A 21,308-nucleotide genomic window follows, 5' to 3' on the forward strand; every position below is an offset into this window, starting at 1 on the left:
GGGGAATCGCTCACGGGAGGATTTCTTTGATCGCGAGGATGTTCTCTTCGACCATCGCGTGGAAGGGCTCGAGGGTGCGGACATCCACGCCCTCGCTGGCATGCCGCTGGGCCAGGCTCATCACGGCCGCCGCCGCCTCGTCCACCGGCGCCGCGATCGACTGGATCAGGGTCTCGGTGAGTTCGTTGACGGTGAGGCCGGAAGAGATGCCGGACGGCGGCGCCTCGAGGGCGAAGCGCTCCTGCAGGCTTGCGCCGAGCTCGACGCCCATCAGCGAATCGAGGCCGATCTCGGAGAGATGACGCACGCGGCTGATGTCGTCCTTGGGCAGGCGCAGGATGCGGGCGATGTCCTCCACGATGGCGTCGGCCACCGTCTTGCGCACCGAGTCGATGTCCTGCGTCTTCAGGAGCAGGCCGATATGGATGGCCGCCACCGTACCAGCTTCCATCTGCTGGTCCGAACCGAGCTCCGCGTAGCTCGGGCTCTTCATGGTGGCGAGGCGCTCGCGCGCCTTGCCCCAATGCATCGACGCGATGGCGATCACGGCGTCGTCCGGGTTCGTCCCCTGGCCTTCGAGCGCGTCCGCCATGAGGTCGAGGCAGTGGCGGGCATCCATCGGCGTCACGCCGACGCGGCCGGCCAGGGTCTCCATCACCGCGCGGTTGCGGGCCAGCACGCCGACATCGCCGATGGCGCCCCAGGCGACGGCGAGCGCCGGCAGGCCGAGCTTGCGCCGGCGGCGGGCGAGGCCTTCCATGAAGCCGTTCGCGGCGACGTAGGCACCCTGCCCGGGATTGCCGATGAAGGTCGTCGCCGAGGAGAACATCACGAAGTAGTCGAGCGTGCGCTCGCGCGTCGCCGCGTCGAGGTGCTCGGCGCCGATGACCTTCGGACGGATGACCGTGTCGAGGGCCGCGGCGTCGATGTTGGCGATGAGGCCATCCTGCAGCACCATCGCGCCGTGGATGACACCCGCCAGGGACCGGCCCTCGCGCTCCACCGCGGCCAGCAGCGCATCCACCGCCTTGCGGCTGGTGATGTCGCAGGCCATCGCGGCCACGTTGACGCCCCGGGCTCCGAGATCGGCCACCACCTGCTTGGCCTCGGGGCTCGCGGCCCCGTTGCGCCCCACCAGGACGATGTGCTTGGCACCGCGATCGGCCAGCCAGCGCGCCGCCTCGATCCCGAACCCACCGAGACCGCCGGTGACGAGGTGGACCCCCTCGGGCGAGATCGTGAAGGCCGATTTCTCCGCCTGCATCACGCTGCCGGGCTTCGGCGGGGCGATGACGATCTTACCGACATGCCCCGACTGCTGCATCAGCCGGAAGGCATCGGAGACCTCGTCCGCCGTGAAGGGCTGGAAGGGGAGCGGCTTCAGCCCGCCTTCCTTGAACAGGGACATCACCTCGCGGAACAGCCGCGCCCCGTCCTCGCCCTGGTGCTGAAGCACCTGGTCGAGATCGACGCCGAAGTAGGACAGGTTCCGCCGGAACGGACGCAGGCCGATATGGGTGTTGGCGACGTAGTCGCGCTTGCCCAGCTCGATGAAGCGGCCGAAGGGCTTGAGGACGTTGAGGCTGCGCTCCATCGCCTCGCCGAACAGGCTGTTCAGCACCACGCCGACCCCGTCGCCGGTGATGCGGCGGACGTCGTCGACGAAGGCAAGGGACCGGGAGTCGAGCACGTGCTCGGCGCCCAACGCCTTGACCAGGGCGCGCTTCTCCCGCGAGCCGGCCGTGGCGATGACCCGCGCGCCCTTCATCTTGGCGATCTGCAGGGCCGCGAGACCGACGCCGCCGGCGCCGCCATGGATCAGCACCCACTCGCCGCGGCGCAGGCGGGCGCAGCTGACGAGGCCGTAATAGGCGGTGAGGAAGGCCACCGGCACGGTGGCCGCGGCCTGCGGATCGAGGCCGGGCGGACTCGGGGCGACGACGAGCTCGGGGACGACGATGTGGGTCGCGAAGCCCGACTGCGCGAAGGCGACGACGCGATCGCCGGGCTTGAAGGCATCGACACCCTTGCCGACGGAGAGGACCCGGCCGGCCACTTCCAGTCCGAGGCGCGGACCGGCGAAGCCGTCCTCCAGGATCTCCTCCGGCAGCATTGACAGCGCCCAGAGGACGTCGCGGAAATTGAGACCCGTGGCCTCGACCGCGATCTCGACCTCACCGCGCTCGGGAGCCCGACGCGTCGCCGGCCCCCAGGCCATCTCGTTGAGGCCGCCGGTGTTGCTGCGCTCCAGGCGCGCCGCCTCGGCCGGGACCGCGTCGGCGCCGGGGCGGCGCGAGAGCTGGCCCGGGGAGAACCGGATCACGCGGGTCCGGTCGGCGTCGAGAATGATCTCGGTCTCGAGCGTGCCCGAGAGGATGAGATCGCGCAGGCGCTCGGCGGCAGCCTTGGTCGAGAGCGTCTCCGCGAGGTCGATCCGACGCACGTCGAGGTTGGCCACCTCGTTGGCGAGCGTCCGGCTGAAGGCCCAGACGCCGGCCTCCACGGAGCCGGTGGGATCGCCCGCATCGCGGGTGGCACCGGGGCAGACGACCCAGAGCCGGGTCTGGCGGCTGCCGAGATGCTCGACACAGCGCGTCAGGCTGAGGCAGCGCTCGCGCAGGCGGTCCGCCGCCGCGCCGGCATGGTTGAAGGCGCCGGCGAGGAAGACCACCGTGTCGGGGGTCTCACGCTCCAGTTCGAGCAGCGACTGCTCCGAATCCAGGATGATCGAGACGTGGACGCCGCTCGCCACCAGCAAGGTCGCCAGCGAGGAGGCCGTCTCCGCCGCGACGGCGTCGTGCGATCCGATCACGAAGGCGAAGGTCTGACCGGGCGCCGGCCTGGCGCGCACCGGGGCCTCGGCGATGAAGAGAAGATCGTCGCCATTGGCCGAGACGGCGCGATCGACGGCCACCCGCACGAGGCCGGTGTCGCTGAGGGCACGCTGCCAACCGGTGATGTCGTCGAGACGGCCCACCGGCAGGTCGGCCGTCGCCTCGAACCAATCCGGCGTCAGACCGAACACCAGATCGCGGAACAGCGACGCCCCGGGCTCGACGGCGGCGAGGAACCCACCGGTCGCCAGAGCGTCGGCGACCTTGCCGAGCAGCGTCCGCTCGGAGCGATGCAGGACGTTGCTGGCCAGGATCACGTCGAAGCTACCCGCGGCCAGCTCGGCCGTATCCTCGATCACCGTGACGCCGCGCGGCAGGGCGAGGCGCGCCCGCTCCGCCAGGCGACGATCGGCTTCGAAGACCGTCAGCTGCGCCTCGATGGTGTCCGTGAAGGCGGCGGCCTGCGCCGAGAGAGGCCCGAAGCCGACCTGCAGCACCCGCAGGGCACGGTCGCGGGGCAGGGCGCCGCGGCCGGACTCGGCGAGAGCCGCGATCACGTCGGCCGCGGCCCGTGCCGTCGCGCTGCGCAGGACGAAGGCGTCCAGCGCATTCTGCGACAGGGTCGGAGCCTCGGTCAGGTCCCCCGTGAGCAGGCGGCCGACCACGGCACCGATATCGGCGGTGAGCACGAGCTCGGCGGAGAGTTCGGGATGATCCGCCGCGATCCAGCGCATGATCTCGTCGGGGGCCGGCAGGGAGACATCCTTGCGCAGGGTCCAGCGCTCCCCCGTGAGGGTGGCGAGGTCGCTGCTCTCCAGGGCGTAGAGGGCGTTGAGGAGCCAGGGACGCATCGCCTCGGGCACGCGGTCGTCGATCGCCACGGTGCCGGAGCGCTGCAGGCCTTCCGCCAGGCGGTAAGCCATCGAGGTCGCCCAGCCTTCGAGAAGCAGGTGCCCCGGTGCCAGGGGTGCTTCGGCGGGTGCGACGGCGGCCTTGCAGGCCGGACGGATCGCGTCGGCGACGCGCTTCCCGCGCTCCATCGCGATGGCGGTGGGCTCGGTGGCGAGTTCGGGCCGCTGCGCGATGGCGTAGGCGGCCAGATCGCTGCCGTTCTTGGCGCGGAGCGCCTGGAACCGCCCCTCGCGCAGGGTGGCGATGACGGCGCCCTCGGCATCCACCAGGGTGAAGTCGGCCAGGATGCTGCGCTCGTTGGCACGCCGGGTCCGGATCATCGCCCGGGCAATGACGGCCCCCGGCTTCACGAGGCGGATTTCCCCGAAGCGAACCGGGACATAGGCCTTGGTCGAACCCTCGCCCATCAGACCGGCGAAGAGCAGGATCAGGCCGTGGAAGCAGGAATCGAGGCGCGCGGGGACGAGCCCGAACCGCTCGTCCGCCTCGGCGGGCAGGAGCTCCGAGACGATGGTCGTCTCGTCCAGGCGCGCACTCGCCGCGACCTGGCGGAAGCTCGGGCCGAAGCCGAGACCCGAGGCGGCGGCGAGGCGGTAGAGGCCTTCGCCCGCCACCGCCGTTTCGGCGGGAACGTGCATGTCCACCGGAGCGGGCGCCGGGAAGCTGCCATCGATGATCTTCGCCGCGGCGTGGAGCTGCCACGCGGCCTGGGTCAGGCGGGGCCGGCTGAGAATCTGGATGGCGTTGCCGGAGCCGGCGACCCGCACCGCGACCTCGCGCAGGGATTCCTCGCCGAACACCATCGGCGACTGGATCTCGAAGTCGGCGAGCGTGACGCTGTCGCTCTTCATCGCCTCGCGGGCGACGCCGAGCGCCATCTCGATGAAGGCGGCACCGGGCAGGATCGCCTGCCCGTCGATGCGGTGATCGTCGAGTTCCGGCACCGTCGCGATGTCGACGTGACCGTGCCATTCGAGGCCGTCCGGTGCGACGCGGGAGCCGTAGAGCGGATGATAGGGACGCGGTGTCGCCGCGCCGACGCCCTCGGTGGTCTCGGCGAGCCGGAAGGGTCGACGCTGCCAGGGATAGAGCGGCAGCGGCACGTCGCCGGTCGGATTCGCGCCGAACACCGTCGCCTCATCGACGGCGGCGCCCTGCACGAGGGCGGCCGCGACGGTGCGGGCGATCGGATCGCCGCCGGCCGGCTTGCGGTGGAGAACGCCGATGGTGGCGTTCTCGATGCCGAGGGGCTCGATGGCGTCGCCGATATGCGACAGCAGGGTGGCGCGCGGGCCGACCTCGATGAAGACGCGGGCGCCCTGTCGGGTCGCCTCCTGGACCGCCTCGCAGAAGCGAACCGGCTCACGGATGTTGCGCCACCAGTAACCGGCCCCGAACTGGTCGCCGGCCAGCACCTTGCCGGTGACGGTCGACACCATCGCGGTCGTCGCGGCATGCGGCTTGAGACCCGCGAGATCCCGCAGCAGCGGCTTCTCGGTCGGGTTCATCAACCGGCCGTGGAAGGGGTACTCGAGGTCGAGCTTGCGCCCGCGGCGACGCTTGCGCGTCAGCGCCTTCATGGCCGCGTCGATATCCTCCACCGGGCCCGCCACCGTGATGGCCTTGGGGCTGTTATAGGCGGCGATGTCGAGGCTCGGATAATCCTTCAGGAACAGCTCGATCTCGTCGGCCGGGGCGAGCAGCACGGCCATGGTGCCGAAGCCGCGCGTCGTCTCCTGGTGCTTGCTCCGGTAGAAGATGACCTTCACGGCCTGTTCGAGGCTCAGGATCCCGGCGGCTTCCGCTGCCGCGATCTCGCCGACGCTGTGGCCGAGGACGTAGCTCGGCTTGAGGCCGCGGGCCCGCAGGGCCGTCGTCGAGGCGCTCGAGATGGCGAAGATCAGCGGCTGCGACACCCGCGTGAGGGCAAGGCGCTCCTCGAGATCCTCGGCGAACAGGGCGTCCTTCAGGGACCAGCCGGACAGGGTGTGGAACAGGCCGTCGATGCGGTCGAAGGCCTCGCGGAACGCGGCGTTCTCGTCATAGGCCTCGCGACCCATGCCGGCCCACTGGCTGCCGTTGCCGGAATAGACGAAGGCGACCTCCGCGGCGCGGTCCACGGCGGTCCCGAGAAGGGCCTCGGGGGCATCCTCGGCCTCACCGACGGCACGCAGAACCCCCGGGAGATCGGCGTCCAGGGACACGGCCAAACGCGAGGACAGGCGCTCGCGGCGATGCGCGGCGGCCGCCGCGATGCGGGCGATCTCGGCCTTGCCGGCGCCGTCGAAGCGATCGGCGTAGTCCAGGGCGAGTTCGTTGAGGGCGGCACGGCTCTGGGCGGAGAGCAGGAGCACCTCCGGCATCCGGGCCGCATCGGGCGCGACGGAATCGGCACGGACCGGCGGTCCGTCGGTGAGAACGACGTGCGCGTTGGTGCCGCCGAACCCGAAGGAGTTGACGCCGGCGAAGCGCACCTTGCCATCGCGGGTCAGCGGCAGCGGCTTGTTCGTCACCGACAGGTTCAGATCCTGAAACGGGATCTCGGGATTCAGTTCGGCCGCGTGAAGCGAGGTCGGGAACAGGTCATGCTCGAGGGCCAGGCTGGCCTTCAGGAGACCGGCGAGGCCCGAGACCGGCTCGGTATGACCGATGTTGCTCTTGATCGAGCCGATCGGCAGCGGCGCCTTGCGCGGGCGACCGAGCTTACCGCCGATCGCGCTCGCCTCGATCGGATCGCCGACCGGCGTGCCGGTGCCGTGGGCCTCGACGAAGACCACGGAGTCGAGGTCGATCTCGGCCTCGCGATAGACCTGCTCCAGGAGCGCGCCCTGGGCATAGCCGGAGGGCAGGGAGATGCCGGTGGTGCGCCCGTCCGAATTGACGCCGCTGGCCGCGATCACGCCGCGCACGGTGCTGCCGTCGCGCAGGGCCGCCTTGGCGGATTTGAGCACGAGCACGACACCGCCCTCGGAGCGCACGTAGCCGTCGGCGCTCGACGAGAAGGCCTGGCACAGGCCGGTGCGCGAGAGCATCTGCGCGTTCGAGAAGCAGATGAAGTTGAAGGGGCTGGCGAGAAGGTTCACGCCGGCGACGACCGCCGTGTCGATCCGACCGCTGGAGATGGCCGCCACCGCCGCGTCGAGGGCGACGAGCGAGGACGAGCAGGCCGTGTCGACGGTGAAGCTCGGTCCCTTCAGGTCGTAGATGTAGGAGATGCGGTTCGACAGGATCGAGAGCGTGTTCCCGGTGGCCGCGTAGGCATCGCCCGACGACGTGTCGAGGACGCGCAGGTTGCCGTAATCCAGGGAGGAGGCGCCGACGAAGACGCCGATCTGGGTCCCGGCCACGTCCGAGGGGCGCAGCCCCGCATCTTCCAGGGCCTCCCAGGTCAGTTCCAGCAGCAGGCGCTGCTGCGGGTCCATCTGCTCGGCCTCGCGGGGCGAGATGCCGAAGACACCCGGGTCGAACGACCAGATGTCATCGAGGACGCCGGCCGACCAGGTATAGCTCTTGCCGCGCTCCTGCGCGCGCGGGTGGCCGAACCGCTCCAGGGACCAGCGGTCGTCCGGGATCCGACCGACGGCGCATCGCGCCTCGGTGAGCAGTTGCCAGAGACCGTCGACGCTCGAAGCGCCGGGAAGCCGGCAGGCACGGCCGATGATCGCGATGTCTGTACGTTGTGTCACGTTCGATTCGCACACGCTCTTGAACGGGGGACAGGATCGACTTGTACCACCGGCGGCAACCAACCCGATCCTTAGTATGGCTCCAGGCTACTGTCCAACCGGAGCGCCCGGAATCCGGGCAATCACCAACCGGGAACAGTCACCCTGTTGCACGTATTCATCGGTCTTCCGGCAAGACGAGGGAGTAGCGCGCCGTCACGTGCGACGACTTTCACTCGATCTCAGGCAAGCCTTCCAAACAAATGCCACAAATCAGATCGGCTCGCCCGGTCTGAGTCCTGTGTTATCACCGACCCGTGCCAAAGAGCCCGTGCCTTCGGCATCCCGGCCGCGGAGGGCTCGGACAAGCCGCACGGATGCGAACCATCGTCGCCCCGAAGGTTCCGGCCTCGGTGCCGCCTTCTCCGGTACCGACGCATCGCTTTGCCGGCACCACTGAAGGTAGGCGGATAGAGCGTCCGATTACGGCGACTTTGCGGTGCGACAGGACGCCGCTGCGCCGCACCATCAAAGCCGATAGCGCGCCGCGGTCTTCGAGAGATTGGGATTGTAGTACGGATCGGCGCGCAGAACCGGTCCCCAGCGGTCTTGCATGATCCGGACTTCGCGCTCGAACCGGGCCAGCTTCTCGGGCGTGTCCTCCGCGCCGCGGCTCTTCGATTCGTGGTGGATCAGGCGCGCATGGGGTGTCCACACGATCCGGTACCCGTGCGCGCGCAGCTTGAGGCAGAGGTCGACGTCGTTGAACGCGACGGCGAGTTCGTCGGCGTCGAAGCCCCCGCTCTCGGCGAAGACAGAAGCCCGCAGAAGCAGGCAGGCCCCGGTCACGGCCGAGACTTCCTGGGTCAGGACCATCCGGGCGAAGTATCCGGAATCGTCCTCGGACAGCCCGGGATGGCTGTGGCCGGCCACGCCGCCGATTCCGAGGACGATGCCGCCGTGCTGGAGCGTCCGGTCCGGGTAGAGCAGCTTCGCGCCCACGGCGCCGATGTCCTGCGTCAGCGCGATGGACACCATCTCGCGCAGCCAGCCGGGCTCGATGACCTCGACGTCGTTGTTCAGGAACAGCAGCAGCGCGCCCCGCGCCGCTGCGGCACCGCGGTTGGAGAGGTCGGAAAAGTTGAAGGGCCCGGGCACGGACACGACCCGCACGCGCGGGTCCTTGGCGAAGCGCGCGAAGAGGTCGCGCGTGCGGGTCTCCCGGCTGTCGTTGTCGATGATGAGCAGCTCGATGGCCGGATAGTCCGTCCCGTCGAGAACCCCCGCGAGCGCCACGGCGAGCAGGTCCGCGCGGTCGCGCGTCGGAATGATCACCGAGACGAGGGGCGCGGGCTCCGGGACCGGACGGACGAGCCGGTTGAAACCGAGGGGGCCGCGGACCGCCGTCGCCTGCAGGGGTGCTGCAACCTCGGCCAGGGCGCGCAGCCGCGCCACCTCGCTCCGCTCCAGGGCCCGGTCCGAGAACGTCCCCGAGCCGCCGGCCGCCCGCCAGTGGTAGAGGATCCGCGGAATGTGCCGGATGCGATCCGGCGTCAGTCGAGCCGTGATCCGCAAGAGCAGATCGTGGTCCTGGCTGCCCTCGAAGCCCGGACGCAGGCCCCCCACGGCCCGGATCGCCTCCGTGCGGATCACCGTGAGGTGATTGATGTAGTTCTGACCGTAGAGCAGCTCCCGATCGAAGCCCGACTTGAAGTGCGGCTCGAAGCGACGCCCCCGGCCGTCGATCTTGTCCTCGTCGCTGTAGATCAGAACCAGTTCGGGGGCGGCACGGATCGCGGCCGCGACGTGGTAGAGCGCGCCCTCGGCCAGCACGTCATCGTGGTCGAGAAAGGCAATGAACGGTCCGGTCGCCTGCGCGAGGGCGTCGTTGGTGGCGCGCGCGATGTGACCGTTCTCCGCACGCCGAAGCACGTGGATGCGTGGATCCTGCTGCGCGTGACGGGCGAGGAGGCGCGGGATCGCCGGATCCGTCGAGGCATCGTCGACGATGGAGAGCTCCCAGTTCGGGTAGAGTTGCGCGCGGACCGACCGGATCGCGGCGTCCAGGACGCGCGGCGCGGGATCGTGCACCGGCATCACCACCGAGATCCGCGGTGCGTCCGGCCACGCGTCGATCTCGTCGCGGATGCGCCGCCGATCGGCCTGCGAGAGGGTATCGAAGCGGGCGATCCAGGTGGCGTAGCCGGTCTCCGTTCGATCGTGCAGGGCCCGCAGGAGCAGCGCCCGCCCGCGGACCTTGAGCCCGAGGGCGCGCCAGTACACGGCGCGCGCGGTGAGACCCGGGTTCCGGGGCAGGGCGCGTGCGACGAGGCCGATCCGGCGGACCCGGCGGATCGTGAAGCCGTCGAGGTGGAACGCGGTTTCGCGGGTGAGGGGGGTCACCCGCAGGGCGCGCAGCCCCTCCGGGAGACGCCCCGTCCAGACGAAGCGATCCCCGCCCTCGGCCTCCTCGGAGAGGGCGACGATGCCGGGCCGGCCATCCGGCCCGAGCACCCGTGCGCTGAGCACCAGCCGGCAGACGCCCGCGCTTCCGACGTCCCGGAACCGGATCGTCGCCCAGCTCCCGCCGAGATCGGTATCGGCCAGGTCGAGATCGCGGGCCGCTCCATCCGGGACGAAGCTCCGCGTCGCAGGCCCCCTGCGACTGCGGGGGAGGGAGGCCGCCTGCGGCGAGCCGGACCGGTTCGGGGTCGTCATCACTGCCTCACGCCATTGCAGACCGTGCCCGAGGTGGCCCGGCCGGACAGTCCCGTACTCCGCTTCGAACGACGGGATCCCGCAGGGCAGGCCCGATCCACGCCCGAGCGCGCTCGGTCGGCATCGCCGCCCCAAGCGCGAACGGCCTCTCCGCGCCCCCCCTCGTCCCCGACACGCATCGTCTCAACGCAGCTCCAACCCGCCCGTGCTGGCCGCCGACCCCCTCAGCGGACCGGACCGGACCCCGCCTCCGGGACGCGACGCTTCCGGCTTACCGCATTTTCGAAGGCCACACAGGGCCGATGCCAGGGCCGACGATCGGCGAACCGAGAACCCGAACATTCGCGCCGCGAGGGCTCTTGCGTACCCCGGAACCCCAGGCTATAGCCCCCTCCACCGGCGCCGAGCGCACCGGTGAGGGCGCGTAGCTCAGCGGGAGAGCACTACCTTGACATGGTAGGGGTCACAGGTTCGATCCCTGTCGCGCCCACCATTAACTGCCTGATGTCACAGGGTTTTCCCTGAAGCGCAGTTAGTGACCCCAGGTTCAGCGAACCTGGTTGAGGTTCAGAACGGGTCTCCAGCAGGTTCGCTGTCGGTTCGAGCCTTATCCACGAGACCCATGCCACCATCATCAAAACCAAAGCTTATACCTGCCGACCCGCAATTGTGGCGCCAGGGTTTTCTCGACCTCCGGCCGAGCGTCGTCCCGTGCCCGGGCTTCACGCTTCAGTCCTGGGGCGGTGCGCACGAGGCGTGCATCGACTTCTTGGATCGCTGGGCCGATGAAGCGGTCGCCCTCGGCTGGACGACGCTGGACGTGTTCGGCGTGCATCCTGAGGTCGGCACCATCCGCCCCGACTATTGCGGCGCCCTAGTGCTCAGTGGGGAGCGCGTGTCCGGGATCGAAGAGACCCGCATCCGCCTCGGGAACACGACGTTCTAGCGGGACAAGCCGGGCCGGCCCGGCGGTGCGGTGCCGCTGTGGTTGTTCGGCAGGTGACGCGGCTGCGCAGCGCCCTATCTCGCCGCCATGGCTGAGAACCCCACGACCGGCGAGCTCTATAAGGCGAAGGCCATCCTTGAAGCGGACGTCCAGGCCGCTGTGGACGCCTTCATGGCGGATCCGACCACCACGGCGTTCCTTTTCGGTGACGGTTACCGGATCGACGTCGCCGGGGCTGTGGTGGCGAGCAAGTTCGCTAGCCTAGTGGTAAAGGACGTTCACGCGGCCGACCATCATAAGCGGGTCGCCGTGCGCACTGCCATCCTGTTGGCCCGGCCGGACAAGCCCTGAGTGGGAGCGAGAGGCCGGAGCTTTCCGACTCCGAATGATGATCAATGGACGATCGACGTAGAGCCTCACCCGGACCAGCCGGAGCGCTGGTGCTGGGTCATTCGCCTGAATGATGAGCGTGTCACCAGTGGCGGATGCTTCCGTACCGCCCGTCGCGCTACGAAGTTGGCGGCCGGCAGTCTTAGAGTGAGACAGGCCATCCATTACGCGCAGCTCGCGCGGTTGCCTGATGTCTAAGCCTGCGCTGTTGGCAGCTCTGTGACCTGCGTGGTGTAGCGTGGGCTGCGCATTTCGAACTTCGTCGACCAGGTTCGCTTTTCGGTGAGACCCGCCCGGGCCGGCACGACCGCACCCCGGCCGAAGCGCGCGTTGCAGGCGTCCATCGCCGCCATCAGCGGCGCGCTGCGCTCGCGGTCGAGCTGACCGATCAGCGCCCGCGGTGCGTTCTCCAGTAGCTTCAGGTCGGTGGTGACCACGCCGGCCTTGCTGTAGCGCCAGGGCCGATCGCCTGGCGCGTCACGCCAGGTCCGCGCCACGCCAGCCTGTGCGGCCTTGATCAGCGCCATCGTATCGTTCGTGGCTTCCGGTAGCGTCACGGTCGTGGAGACCGAGCGCATGGGATCGCCCCGGTCATGCTCGGACGTGTGGTAAAAGACCGACACGTGCGTAGTCCCGAGCCCACCGCGCCGCAGCTTCTCACCGAGCCGCGTCGCATGGGCGGCAACCGCCTGCTCCAGGGTCTCGCGCTCGGTGATGCGGCGGGAGAACGAGCGGGTCACCGCGCAGCCCTTGCGCTGGGCCGGCATCAGCTCGAGCGGCAGGCAGGCCAGCCCGCGCAACTCGTAGATGATGCGCTCGCCCACCACTGTCATGGCTTTGCGCACCGGACGTGGGTCGAGGTCGCGGAGGTCGGCGACTGTGTCGACCCCGAGCCCCATCAGCTTGGCGAGCGAGGCCCGGCCGATACCCCAGACCTCGGCCACCGAGATCCGGCAGAGCCAGTGGTCGTAAGCAACCGGGTCGGTCAGATCGCATACCCCATCCAGATCCGGGATCGTCTTGGCGATGTGGTTGGCGAGCTTCGCCAGGGTCTTTGTGGGCCCGATGCCGACGCAGGTCGGGATGCCGGTCCAGGCCCGCACCGTTGCGCGCAGGTCGCGCGCAAGCGTCACGCGGTCCCGGTCGCGCACATCGGAGAGGTCGAGGAAGCTCTCATCGATGGAGTAGATCTCCACCGCTGGCGAGAAGTCCCGGTAGACCGCGTTCGTGCGGGCGCTCATGTCGCCGTAGAGGGTGTAGTTCGAGGAGAAGACGCGCACCCCCTCGCGCTGGCACTGCTGGCGGATCTTGAACCAGGGATCGCCCATCTTGATGCCGAGGGCTTTGGCCTCGGCCGTGCGGGCAATGGCGCAGCCGTCGTTGTTGGAGAGCACGATCACTGGCACGCGGGCGAGCTTGGGGTCGAACACCCGCTCGCACGAGCAGTAGAAGCTGTTGCCGTCGATCAGCGCGATGGCCCGGCTCATCGCACCAGGCCGGCGCGCGCCACGTGCCAGCGGATGGAGAAGCGCACCACGCCCCAGATCTCACCTTCGATCAGATCCTCGACGGCAAAGGCCGGCAGATCCGGATTGTCGAAGGCGAGGCGTGCGACGTTGCCCTCGATGACGAGGCGCTTCAGGCTCATGGTGCCGTCGACGATCGCTACAACGACGCTGCCGTTGCCCGGCTTGAGGCTGCGATCTGCTACCGCCAGATCCCGGTCGAAGATGCCGGCGCCGCGCATGCTGTCGCCGGAGATGTTCCAGGCGAACGTGGCCGGGGGGTTGGGCGCAAGCCACCTGGGAAGCTCAAGAGAGCCCTCCAGGAAGTCGTCGGCCGGCGAGGGAAAGCCGGCACAAAGCGCCGCTCCCTGGATCGGGATGCGTACCAGGCCATCCCCAGCTTTCGCGAGTTCGTCGACCCGATAAAGGCCCACAGCGGCATCCTTCCGTGATAGAACGGAAAGAGAACAAACAGCCGCAGGGTTCCCGGTCAAGCTCGGCTATGCCGCGTGTGGATAACGGGGAAAACGCTCCTGTGCGCGGAACCGAGGAGCCATCAGATGGCGATGAAGTCGACGTTCATGGTCCAGACGTTCGTGACTAAGCGGAAGCGGCTCGTGCCGGGCGACCGCGAGGTTTCACCGACAGAGAGCGGCGCGCTGAAGAAAGCTGAGGCCATGGCCGGTCGGATGCCGGGCACGGCCGCGATCAAGGTCATCGCCGACGACGAAACGGGAGAGCTCGAAGCCGCGATGATTCTCGGGCAATTTGGTGAGATCCCGGACGACTTCGCTGAGGCGCTGCAGAACGCCTGAGGCGCGCATGACCTTCAGCGAAGAGGCAGCAGAGCTTCACCGCCTTGAGGCCGTGGCTTTGAGCCTCGGGCTCACCGAGCGGGCATTCGAGGAGATCCTGCTGGCGGTGGTCGCTGCAGGACGTGCGAGAGGATGCAGGCCGGCGGATCAGCTTTCCATCATCCGCCAGCGCATACACGAGAAGGCAGGGCGTGCCGGTGCATGGTGTCTGGATCAGTCGAACGAGCTTCAACCGAGCGAGTAGCACCGCCTACGATTGGCTGCGTCGCGGAGACCTGGATCCGGACGAACAACGGCCGCCGACGCAAAGTGTGCGATAACGGATTGGCGCGTTGGGTTAGAAAGGGACGGAAGTGAGTGATATAAAGCTGGAGGTCAAATTTCCCGGTAAGGTTATGATTGGGAGCGGGGTGATTGTACTCCCACCCAGTAACCGGAGCGTCTTTCTGGTCGTAAATAACCTTACTGTAGAATTAGAACTTCAAAGTAAGAGAGACACAGAACCTAGCGTGAGAAGGACAAATATTGCAGCTACACATGTAAAATTCTTTATGACCGGGTTTGATAATCCATTGGGCATATCATATTTGCTCGACGATATATTTATAATTGATGGTCAGGCTATTTCTCTACATATGGTGATACACGGAGTCGGCTCAAAAGAGACTACCTATTTGATTTCGTACACTGCGGTGGGGGGTGCGAAATGAACCACTTAAACCTGCCAGAGAATACTGAAATCGCGGGCCGTTTAATCGATACCGAGTCGGAGCATACATCTCAGAAACTAGAACTCGGCCTAATGGGCAGATTATTTGGATCATCTTCCAACAAGCCTGGCAATATAGCCGCCTTTTCCATAATCGTTTTTTCTATAATGTTCGCGTGCATGATGATTTTTGGCCATGATGAGCCAAGCATATCGAAAAAAGATGCACTTACGCTTATCGGCGGATTTATTACTCTGTCACTTGGTTTTGTCTTTGGCCGATCAAGCTCTTGATGATTGTACGATCAGGGCATTGAAATTGGATCGGATTGGGCGGGTGAAACTGGGTGTACTGGAAACAACGAAAGCCCCGGAGCCGAAGCTCCGGGGCGCTGTAGACGGCGGTGGATAGCAGGGATCAGCGCAGCAGACCGATCTTCGTCGGGATACTGGACCCTTGGCACGACGAACTGCGGCCGGGTGACCTGTGGGACTCGAGCGCGAAAAACCCGCCACGGCCGGAGCCGGGCGGGTGAAAGGTAAGCCGCTTCACGAGCGTGGGGCGCTGATTGATCCGCGGCCGAGAGAAGAGTGCAACTACTGGCTTGCGCAGGGCTGCTTGAGCGTACGATTACGGACAAAAGCTGCCACAGCAGAGATGAACGCGCGAAAGGCCTACTGCTGGCGCGGAGGCATCAGCAGCTTTTGCACTCGGCCGTCGGAGAAATATTTCGGCCCGGGAGCAGGCGCATGCCGGTCCTTCTCCCAACCTTTCCGCCCTTCAGCCAATCCAAATTCCAGAAAGTGGGACAGAGGATTGAACCCGTTGGCCCTGACGTCTGGATTGGCGGCGAGATAGCCATCCGTGCTGAAGCCGGCGCTGGGGTCTCGCCCTTCCTTCCATCCGTGCTGAAGGTAGTGCTGCAGCGGTGTGCCGGGAAACTGTACCGTGTCGCGATACCAGTAGCGGTAATAGACCTCATCGAAGCCGGGCATTCTTTCTTCGCAGGTTTCGGGGAGCAGCTTCTGGATCAATCGAGCGAGTTTCATGACCTGTTTCTTTGCGTGGCTCGACCCCGAACGACAGGCGGCCGAATGAAGAAACCCGCCCCGAGCCATCCGAAGCGGGTTAAGTGGAGACGGGTCAGCAAGCCGGCGAGCTGATCACACCGTCAGCTTGAAATAGAACTCAAAGGACGCATCGCCATTCCGCGTCGGATGGCTGAGCACTGACGCCACCGGCTGAGGACCGCTACGCCGGCTCTCGACGATGTAGTCGATCATCGCTGAGAAACTCTCATAGTCCCAGGTGTGGAAGTGGATGTTGTCCCGCTTCGCCATCGCATCACGGGCGGCCTCCACCAAGGCGACCCCTGACAGGCCGTGCGCCTTACTGAAGAACTCCAGATAGTGCTCGATGTCCCGTTCCTCGCGGTAGTCGATGTGATCGTAGATCAGGTGCTCGAGCGAGGTGATGCCACGCTCCCGGTCGAAGGTCTTATGCTTGTCGGGCACGACCAGGACGAGCGAGCCTCCCGGCCGTAGCTTTTCCAGGGCGTCGTGGATGCACTTGATCGGGCTGCGGGTGTGCTCGATGACGTGCGACGCTACGAAGTAGTCGCAGGACCCATCCTCGATTGCGGACAGATCTTCGAAATGCGCGACAATCGACGGTCGCACGATTTCATGCTTGTCGACGCTCGGATCGGCCGCGGCGATGAGCTGCTCGTAGGGCCAGTGATCCGCATAGGTTGTATCGCAGCGCAGGGGGAGCGGGAACGGAGCGGTGTAGGCGCCGATCTCGACGCCGCCGCCGCGCAAGTCCTGCGCTATGATTTCGCGCATATCTTGGCTCGACAAGTCTAGTGGCGGCCTTGAAACGATATGGTCGGGCCAGATATTCGGCGCCCACTGGCCACGATGGTAGCTATAAAGCTCTTCGTTAGAGACGTTCGTAATATTTCCGATATCTAGATTGTGTGCTCGCGCGACTCCACCGTCGCGCACGTAATACCGTTTTGTTTCGTCGACGATATAGACGGCACCGTTCAACTCCGGCCCAAGAGGTCTCAAGAGACGCATGCCGCCCTCGTCGATTTCGTGCGGCGGCAATTAATCTTGACCTCCTTAGGGTTGTCAACGGGCCTCACGATCTCGCGACCGCAATATTTGCCCGGTGTCGCAGCAGCAGCTGTCGGATGCTTGTGGCTTCTGGAGGTGCCTGGCGAATACGGTCGCCCTCCTCCACAAATCTGTACGTCACACGACAAAAGCCCCGGAGCCGAAGCTCCGGGGCGCTGTGGACGGCGGTGGATAGCGGGGATCAGCGTTTCGGGGCGCGCTCCGCCCGGGTCTCGCGCAACAGCTCGATCATCATCGTCATCTTCTCCTCGATACGCCCGAATCGCTCCTCAAGCTTCGGGAGCCGATCACGGTCCCGTTCCAGGCTTTCGAGGCGGTTGGTCAGCATCGCGTACCGTTCGTCGGACCGGGCCGTGATGCGCCCATCACTGTCGACGAGGGCGGTCAGGCGGTTGTCGATCGTGGTCGTGTAGGTCCCGGCCCAGAACACCTGCCCCGCGAAGGTGGCGAGGAAGCCCAGGCCGACGAGTAAGGGCATGCGCCGCGGCAGCACGACGTGCCCCTCGGTATCGGAAATGCTGGTCATTTCGGCCCCCAAGGCCTGAGGCGCGCCGGTGTCCGGTCGCGCGAGAGAGGATCAGCGGGCCAGGTCGCGACGCACGCTGTCGATCCAGAAGACGGCGCGGGCGCCGCAAGCGGTCTTGGCCCGGTCGAGCGCCTTGGCCTCGCCGATGAGTTGGACCACGTCGCGCTTCGTCAGGGCGCGGTCCGGGATTTCGGGGAAGGATCGACGCAGGCACTCGGCCACGCCGTCGGGCGCGGCAGGAAGCGTCACGCGGACGCTCGGCCCCGCGCCACTAGAATGCTCGCAGGCGCCGAGCATCGTCGCGAGTAGTGCAGCGGCGATCCCGCTCCGGGTCCTTGGCCAGCGCATCGTTGATCTCCTGGAGCTTTCGGTTCGTGGCTTCGGCGGCGGCGAGGTCGCGCACGGCCTGGATCGCGACACGGTCGGTGATGTCCTTCGCGACCTTGGTGCGGGTCTGTTCGGCCGCCACGGCTCGGGCCGCCTCGCGCGCGAAGGCCTCGTGGGCCCCTCGAGCCTGCCCGGCCTGGAACAGCGCGGCGCCGACGAGGAGGGCGAGGCCGGCCCCGATCAGCGGCCGGCGCAGGAAGCCCGGCAGGTAGGCCGTGCCGAGCAAGGCGAGCAGGATCAGCCCGAGGCCGCCCGCGCCGGTCAGGAGCGAGACGAGCGAGAAGGCGGTCCAGCCGTTCTGGAGGATGGTGAGGAGGGCGATCACTTCACGCCCTCGAGGCAGAGAGCCGTCTCACGGGCGCGTCGGGCGGTGAGGCCTGAAACGACTCGGCCGCCGGCCTTATTCCAGTAGCCCATGGCCCGGCAGGCCCCGGCGCGATCGCCGGCGTTGTAGAGCCGGACCGTGGTCGAGCCGCAGAACCCGCCGACCCCGACGTTGTAGGCCATGGACGTGAACGCCACGAGCGTCCGATCGCTCATAGGCGCTTTCACGCAGTGCTCGACCTTGCCGGCGAACTCGTCGAGCCGACTCAGCAGCAGCGCGTCGCACTGCGCCTTGGTGTAGGTCCGGCCCATCACAGCGCCTTGGGTCTCGCCGTAGCAGTAGGTCGGGACCCCGACGATGTCCTTGTACGTCCGCAGCCGCAGGCCCTCGTCCTTGCCCACGTTGACGATCGCCATCAGCCCGGCGGCCGTAGCGGCAAGCGCTCCGCCCCACATGGTCTTGCGCGCGAGCCGGCTCATTCGCCGCCCTCAGGCAAGGCTTTCTGCGAGACGAGGCGCGCCAGGGCGGCAGCGATCGTCACAGCGCCGGAAAGCGCGGCGAACCACCCGGCCGGGATCGGGGGGCTGCCGGCAAGGCATGACAGCGCGACCTCGGCTCCAGACAGGAGGACCGCGAGCGCGGCCAGCCGAACGCTCCAGGCGTGCCGCAGCACCGCCCGCCAGTTGGACTTCAGTTTCACGGGATGCCTCCGGGCATGAAAAAGCCCGCACGCGGCGGGCTGGGCGGAGAGACGGACGGTGGGAGGGTGGCGGCCTAGGGGGCGACGATGAGCCGGGCCTTCAGCGACGCGATGGCACTGGTCTTGGCTTCAGACGAGATGCCCGGCGGCCAGACCAAGGCATCCAGTGGCAGGACCCCTTCGCTGGGGAGCCGGCCGTCGCGGGGATTCCGCCCGGTGAGAAGCGCCTGCACCGTGCCGCCCTCCGCTCCGCTGGTGGCCGCGGCAAGCGCAACGGCGCAGGCGACCTGGGGGCCGTCCGTGGCCGATGGGTCGAGCTCGGCGTACATGCCGCGAGCGCCCGAGACGGGGACGCCGTTCAGGAGCGGCACCCAGAAACCGAGGACCTGATACTCCGCGATGACTTGGTTCGGAGCGAGGGCGACAGCAGTCCCGAGCGGGGGCAGAGATGTCATGAAGATTGATCCTCTTCGGTTTGGCGCTCAAGCCGCGTCTGCGTAGGCCTCCCACGAGACCGACGTATTGCCGGTCGCGGGCGGGTTCGGGACGAAGATCGTGAACGTGGTCGCTGTGATATTGCCGTACCAAGGCGCGCCGACGTTGCCGCCGGAAGACAGCATGACTCGGGCGGGTGGGATCGACATGCCGTGCGAGACGACGACGCTCCCGGCCGGCGGCACTTGGGCGATGCCGTCGGCGTCGGTCTTCCAGCCGTAATTATTGCGGCTCCGCGTCCCGGTGGTGTTCACCGCTGCACCGCCCTGCGGGAAGGTGTTGCCCTCGACACACACACGAGGGTTGCCCCCGGAACCAGTGTAGGTCTGGAGTGTCGTGACGCAGAGCGTAGGCCCGACCGGCGCGAACCCGTTGTTGATGACCTTGCCGTTCAGCACGCTGTCGAGCTGAATCGGCGACGAGGTTGAGACGCCGATCGAGTTTCCATCGATCACGACGTTGGAGCAGCGTTTCGTGGCGGTGGCACGCACCAGGATGTTGACGAAGCCGTTCGCGATCCCGCCGTTGTCGCGAATGCTGACGTCGTTGGTTCCCTCGCAGATGTCGATGGCCGTGACCTGGCCCGAGATGAAGTTGCCGCCGAAGATCTTGATCGTCGAGCTGTTCGGCCCGATGCGGATCGCAGTGCCGGGGCAGCCGTCGATCACCGAGTTGGTGAAGGTGAATACGAAGACGTTCTTCTGGAACCAGATGCCGTTTTGGTTGCCGAAGAACAGGCACTCGCTGAACCGCACGGCCTGGGGCTGGTCGAGGTCGGGGTTCAGCCCGTCGGCATAGGTGAAGTAGGCGCCGTAGGTGTCGCCATCGCTGATGTGCGCCGTGGTCTTGGAGTTATTCCAGCCTCCAGCCGAGTAAATCGAATAGCTGTTGTTGGCGGTGCTCGTGTTGAGCGTACGAAGGACGACGCCTTCACGCTCGTTATAGAGCGCATAGATGTTGTACTCTCCGCGCCAGTCCTGAAGGTTGACGTGGTCGCCACCGACCGAGAAGCCGCGCTGCGCATACGTGTTGCCGTTGGTAGCGAACAGGCGGCAATCGGTGCCCTGGAGGGCGCGGAAGACCCAATTGCAGGCCGTGGTCGGGCGCAGGATCGTCTCGCGCTCGCCGTCGCCCCGAAACCGCTTGCCAGCCGGGAGCGTAAAATTCCGGACGTTGTAGATGGCCGCCGGGGCGTAGACGGTCTGCGTCACCTGCGTTGCAAGATTGAACGCCGGCGTGTCGTCCGTATTCACATCACCTTTGGCGCCGAGCCAGAAGACATTGGCGACGTCGGGCGCGTTCAGCTTCCAGTAACCGGTCGGCGTGCTGCCATCAGGGACCTTGGTCGGGTCGGTGTCCGCCGCGCTGGTGCGGACCATCGGCATACCGAACGCCCGGTCGCCCTCGGCGTAATAGCCGGCCAGCGCCATGGAGAGGATGACGGCCGGGATCACGGCTTGGGCGAGGTTGGCCCGGGTCAGACCGAGCTTCGTCCTGATGGAGTCGCCGATCGGGTTGCCGGGCGCTGCGACCGTGGCCAGCGGCACGTCCTGCGGAGCCGCTTGATCCCCCGTCGAATTACCCTTCAGCGTGAAAGCGTTCATCGGCGCCAGGACGGCGTTGTCGAACGAGCCGTCCTCAAGGTCGATGCTGACGGCCGTGCCGCCTACCCGATTGACCTTGATGCGCCGACCGCTCCGAACGTCGATCGGGAAGCTGGGCGTCTGCGGATAGGCGGACATGAGCAGGGCTCCGGGCAAAGAAAAACCCGCCGGGTGAGGGCGGGTGAAGGGCGGTCAGGCAGGGGAGGCGGGGATCAGGCGAAAGCGATCGGCTCGTCGAAGATCTCGGCCGTCTCCGGCCCGATCGTGATGCTGATCCGGACGTCGTAGAGGCCGGGCGCGAAGCCGAGCAGAGAGCCGGCTGGGAACAGCGCCTCGACGATCCCCGGGTTCGCGACGGTCAGAGTACCGGCCGACAGCGACGCGCTCAGCACCGGTGCCGGGGCGCTGTAGCCATCTTCCCAGCCAAAGGCGGGCCCGCACCAGGCCTGATGCTGCACCGGAGGCCGGCGCGTCACGGTCAGGACGATGTCGGAGACGGTCGAGAAGTCGATCAGCCCGTTGTCGGACACGTCGACCCGTCCGTCCGCGCGTACGGCGCGCAGGATCTCACGGAATCGCCACTGGCCCCGGCGCGAGACCGAGCCGAGCGTGTTCAGGTACGAGGGCATCGGCGC

General features: G+C 67.2%; 18 protein-coding genes and 1 tRNA gene. 5 read left to right on the plus strand and 14 right to left on the minus strand.

Translation table 11 applies throughout. The features are described 5' to 3' along the window. Window positions 1-10 precede the first annotated feature (10 nt). Both AC0IY1_RS10275 and AC0IY1_RS10280 read right to left on the minus strand, forming a co-directional pair. Window positions 11-7,432: an SDR family NAD(P)-dependent oxidoreductase gene (locus AC0IY1_RS10275; protein WP_471769320.1), complete on the minus strand. Its 7,422-nt coding sequence runs from the start codon at window positions 7,430-7,432 to the stop codon at window positions 11-13. 507 nt (window positions 7,433-7,939) lie between these two features. Continuing rightward, on the minus strand, window positions 7,940-10,129 hold the full coding sequence (locus tag AC0IY1_RS10280) for a glycosyltransferase family 2 protein (RefSeq protein ID WP_471769321.1): 2,190 nt from the start codon (window positions 10,127-10,129) through the stop codon (window positions 7,940-7,942). Between the two features lie 418 nt (window positions 10,130-10,547). Between AC0IY1_RS10280 and AC0IY1_RS10285 the strand changes: the two genes are divergently transcribed. The 3 genes from AC0IY1_RS10285 (at window position 10,548) to AC0IY1_RS10295 (ending at window position 11,426) form a co-directional block, all read left to right on the plus strand. Continuing rightward, a tRNA-Val gene (locus tag AC0IY1_RS10285) sits at window positions 10,548-10,622 on the plus strand. 129 nt (window positions 10,623-10,751) lie between these two features. After that, window positions 10,752-11,075, plus strand: a complete 324-nt coding sequence (locus AC0IY1_RS10290) for a hypothetical protein (RefSeq protein ID WP_471769323.1) — start codon at window positions 10,752-10,754, stop codon at window positions 11,073-11,075. A gap of 87 nt (window positions 11,076-11,162) precedes the next feature. Beyond that, window positions 11,163-11,426 carry a hypothetical protein gene (locus AC0IY1_RS10295; protein WP_471769325.1) on the plus strand — a complete coding sequence of 88 codons (264 nt, stop codon included), beginning with the start codon at window positions 11,163-11,165 and terminating at the stop codon, window positions 11,424-11,426. Window positions 11,427-11,659: 233 nt separating this feature from the next. Here the strand turns inward: AC0IY1_RS10295 and AC0IY1_RS10300 are convergent, their stop codons facing one another. After that, on the minus strand, window positions 11,660-12,952 hold the full coding sequence (locus tag AC0IY1_RS10300) for a Y-family DNA polymerase (RefSeq protein ID WP_471769327.1): 1,293 nt from the start codon (window positions 12,950-12,952) through the stop codon (window positions 11,660-11,662). Then, window positions 12,949-13,404 carry a LexA family protein gene (locus tag AC0IY1_RS10305; RefSeq protein WP_471769437.1) on the minus strand — a complete coding sequence of 152 codons (456 nt, stop codon included), beginning with the start codon at window positions 13,402-13,404 and terminating at the stop codon, window positions 12,949-12,951. Before AC0IY1_RS10305 ends, AC0IY1_RS10300 begins: the two co-directional genes overlap by 4 nt. Before the next feature lie 126 nt (window positions 13,405-13,530). Between AC0IY1_RS10305 and AC0IY1_RS10310 the strand changes: the two genes are divergently transcribed. Together AC0IY1_RS10310 and AC0IY1_RS10315 are read left to right on the plus strand one after the other, a co-directional pair. After that, window positions 13,531-13,785 (plus strand): hypothetical protein, encoded by a 255-nt coding sequence (locus AC0IY1_RS10310; protein WP_471769328.1) that lies wholly within the window; start codon window positions 13,531-13,533, stop codon window positions 13,783-13,785. A gap of 7 nt (window positions 13,786-13,792) precedes the next feature. Next, window positions 13,793-14,029 carry a hypothetical protein gene (locus tag AC0IY1_RS10315; protein WP_471769330.1) on the plus strand — a complete coding sequence of 79 codons (237 nt, stop codon included), beginning with the start codon at window positions 13,793-13,795 and terminating at the stop codon, window positions 14,027-14,029. A 1,140-nt stretch (window positions 14,030-15,169) separates the two neighbouring features. Here AC0IY1_RS10315 and AC0IY1_RS10320 read toward each other — a convergent pair. From AC0IY1_RS10320 to AC0IY1_RS10365, 10 genes are all read right to left on the minus strand, one after another. After that, on the minus strand, window positions 15,170-15,544 hold the full coding sequence (locus tag AC0IY1_RS10320) for a hypothetical protein (protein WP_471769332.1): 375 nt from the start codon (window positions 15,542-15,544) through the stop codon (window positions 15,170-15,172). Between the two features lie 114 nt (window positions 15,545-15,658). Beyond that, on the minus strand, window positions 15,659-16,606 hold the full coding sequence (locus AC0IY1_RS10325; RefSeq protein WP_471769335.1) for a methyltransferase domain-containing protein: 948 nt from the start codon (window positions 16,604-16,606) through the stop codon (window positions 15,659-15,661). 211 nt (window positions 16,607-16,817) lie between these two features. Continuing rightward, window positions 16,818-17,162, minus strand: coding sequence for a hypothetical protein (locus tag AC0IY1_RS10330; RefSeq protein ID WP_471769337.1), 345 nt, complete (start codon window positions 17,160-17,162; stop codon window positions 16,818-16,820). 51 nt (window positions 17,163-17,213) lie between these two features. After that, entirely contained in the window at window positions 17,214-17,411 is a 198-nt protein-coding gene (locus tag AC0IY1_RS10335) for a hypothetical protein (RefSeq protein ID WP_471769338.1), read from the minus strand. A 22-nt stretch (window positions 17,412-17,433) separates the two neighbouring features. Beyond that, window positions 17,434-17,874 carry a hypothetical protein gene (locus AC0IY1_RS10340; RefSeq protein ID WP_471769340.1) on the minus strand — a complete coding sequence of 147 codons (441 nt, stop codon included), beginning with the start codon at window positions 17,872-17,874 and terminating at the stop codon, window positions 17,434-17,436. After that, complete coding sequence (locus tag AC0IY1_RS10345) at window positions 17,871-18,353, minus strand: lysozyme (protein WP_471769342.1); 483 nt, start codon at window positions 18,351-18,353, stop codon at window positions 17,871-17,873. Before AC0IY1_RS10345 ends, AC0IY1_RS10340 begins: the two co-directional genes overlap by 4 nt. Continuing rightward, entirely contained in the window at window positions 18,350-18,574 is a 225-nt protein-coding gene (locus AC0IY1_RS10350; protein WP_471769344.1) for a DUF7940 domain-containing protein, read from the minus strand. Before AC0IY1_RS10350 ends, AC0IY1_RS10345 begins: the two co-directional genes overlap by 4 nt. 74 nt (window positions 18,575-18,648) lie before the next feature. Continuing rightward, window positions 18,649-19,029, minus strand: a complete 381-nt coding sequence (locus AC0IY1_RS10355; protein ID WP_471769346.1) for a hypothetical protein — start codon at window positions 19,027-19,029, stop codon at window positions 18,649-18,651. Between the two features lie 27 nt (window positions 19,030-19,056). Beyond that, entirely contained in the window at window positions 19,057-20,811 is a 1,755-nt protein-coding gene (locus AC0IY1_RS10360) for a right-handed parallel beta-helix repeat-containing protein (protein WP_471769348.1), read from the minus strand. A gap of 74 nt (window positions 20,812-20,885) precedes the next feature. After that, a complete protein-coding gene (locus AC0IY1_RS10365) occupies window positions 20,886-21,302 on the minus strand; it encodes a hypothetical protein (protein ID WP_471769350.1) in 417 nt (138 codons plus the stop codon). Between the last annotated feature and the right edge of the window lie 6 nt (window positions 21,303-21,308).

The organism is Methylobacterium sp. AC690, from assembly GCF_979256535.1.

Excerpts from the sequence above, each read along its gene's own strand:
- AC0IY1_RS10280 (WP_471769321.1), bottom strand. The coding sequence starts at position 10,129 with ATGACGACCCCGAACCGGTCCGGCTCGCCGCAGGCGGCCTCCCTCCCC.
- AC0IY1_RS10290 (WP_471769323.1), top strand. The coding sequence starts at position 10,752 with ATGCCACCATCATCAAAACCAAAGCTTATACCTGCCGACCCGCAATTG.
- AC0IY1_RS10295 (WP_471769325.1), top strand. The coding sequence starts at position 11,163 with ATGGCTGAGAACCCCACGACCGGCGAGCTCTATAAGGCGAAGGCCATC.
- AC0IY1_RS10300 (WP_471769327.1), bottom strand. The coding sequence starts at position 12,952 with ATGAGCCGGGCCATCGCGCTGATCGACGGCAACAGCTTCTACTGCTCG.
- AC0IY1_RS10310 (WP_471769328.1), top strand. The coding sequence starts at position 13,531 with ATGGCGATGAAGTCGACGTTCATGGTCCAGACGTTCGTGACTAAGCGG.
- AC0IY1_RS10315 (WP_471769330.1), top strand. The coding sequence starts at position 13,793 with ATGACCTTCAGCGAAGAGGCAGCAGAGCTTCACCGCCTTGAGGCCGTG.
- AC0IY1_RS10320 (WP_471769332.1), bottom strand. The coding sequence starts at position 15,544 with ATGAAACTCGCTCGATTGATCCAGAAGCTGCTCCCCGAAACCTGCGAA.
- AC0IY1_RS10330 (WP_471769337.1), bottom strand. The coding sequence starts at position 17,162 with ATGACCAGCATTTCCGATACCGAGGGGCACGTCGTGCTGCCGCGGCGC.
- AC0IY1_RS10345 (WP_471769342.1), bottom strand. The coding sequence starts at position 18,353 with ATGAGCCGGCTCGCGCGCAAGACCATGTGGGGCGGAGCGCTTGCCGCT.
- AC0IY1_RS10355 (WP_471769346.1), bottom strand. The coding sequence starts at position 19,029 with ATGACATCTCTGCCCCCGCTCGGGACTGCTGTCGCCCTCGCTCCGAAC.
- AC0IY1_RS10360 (WP_471769348.1), bottom strand. The coding sequence starts at position 20,811 with ATGTCCGCCTATCCGCAGACGCCCAGCTTCCCGATCGACGTTCGGAGC.
- AC0IY1_RS10365 (WP_471769350.1), bottom strand. The coding sequence starts at position 21,302 with ATGCCCTCGTACCTGAACACGCTCGGCTCGGTCTCGCGCCGGGGCCAG.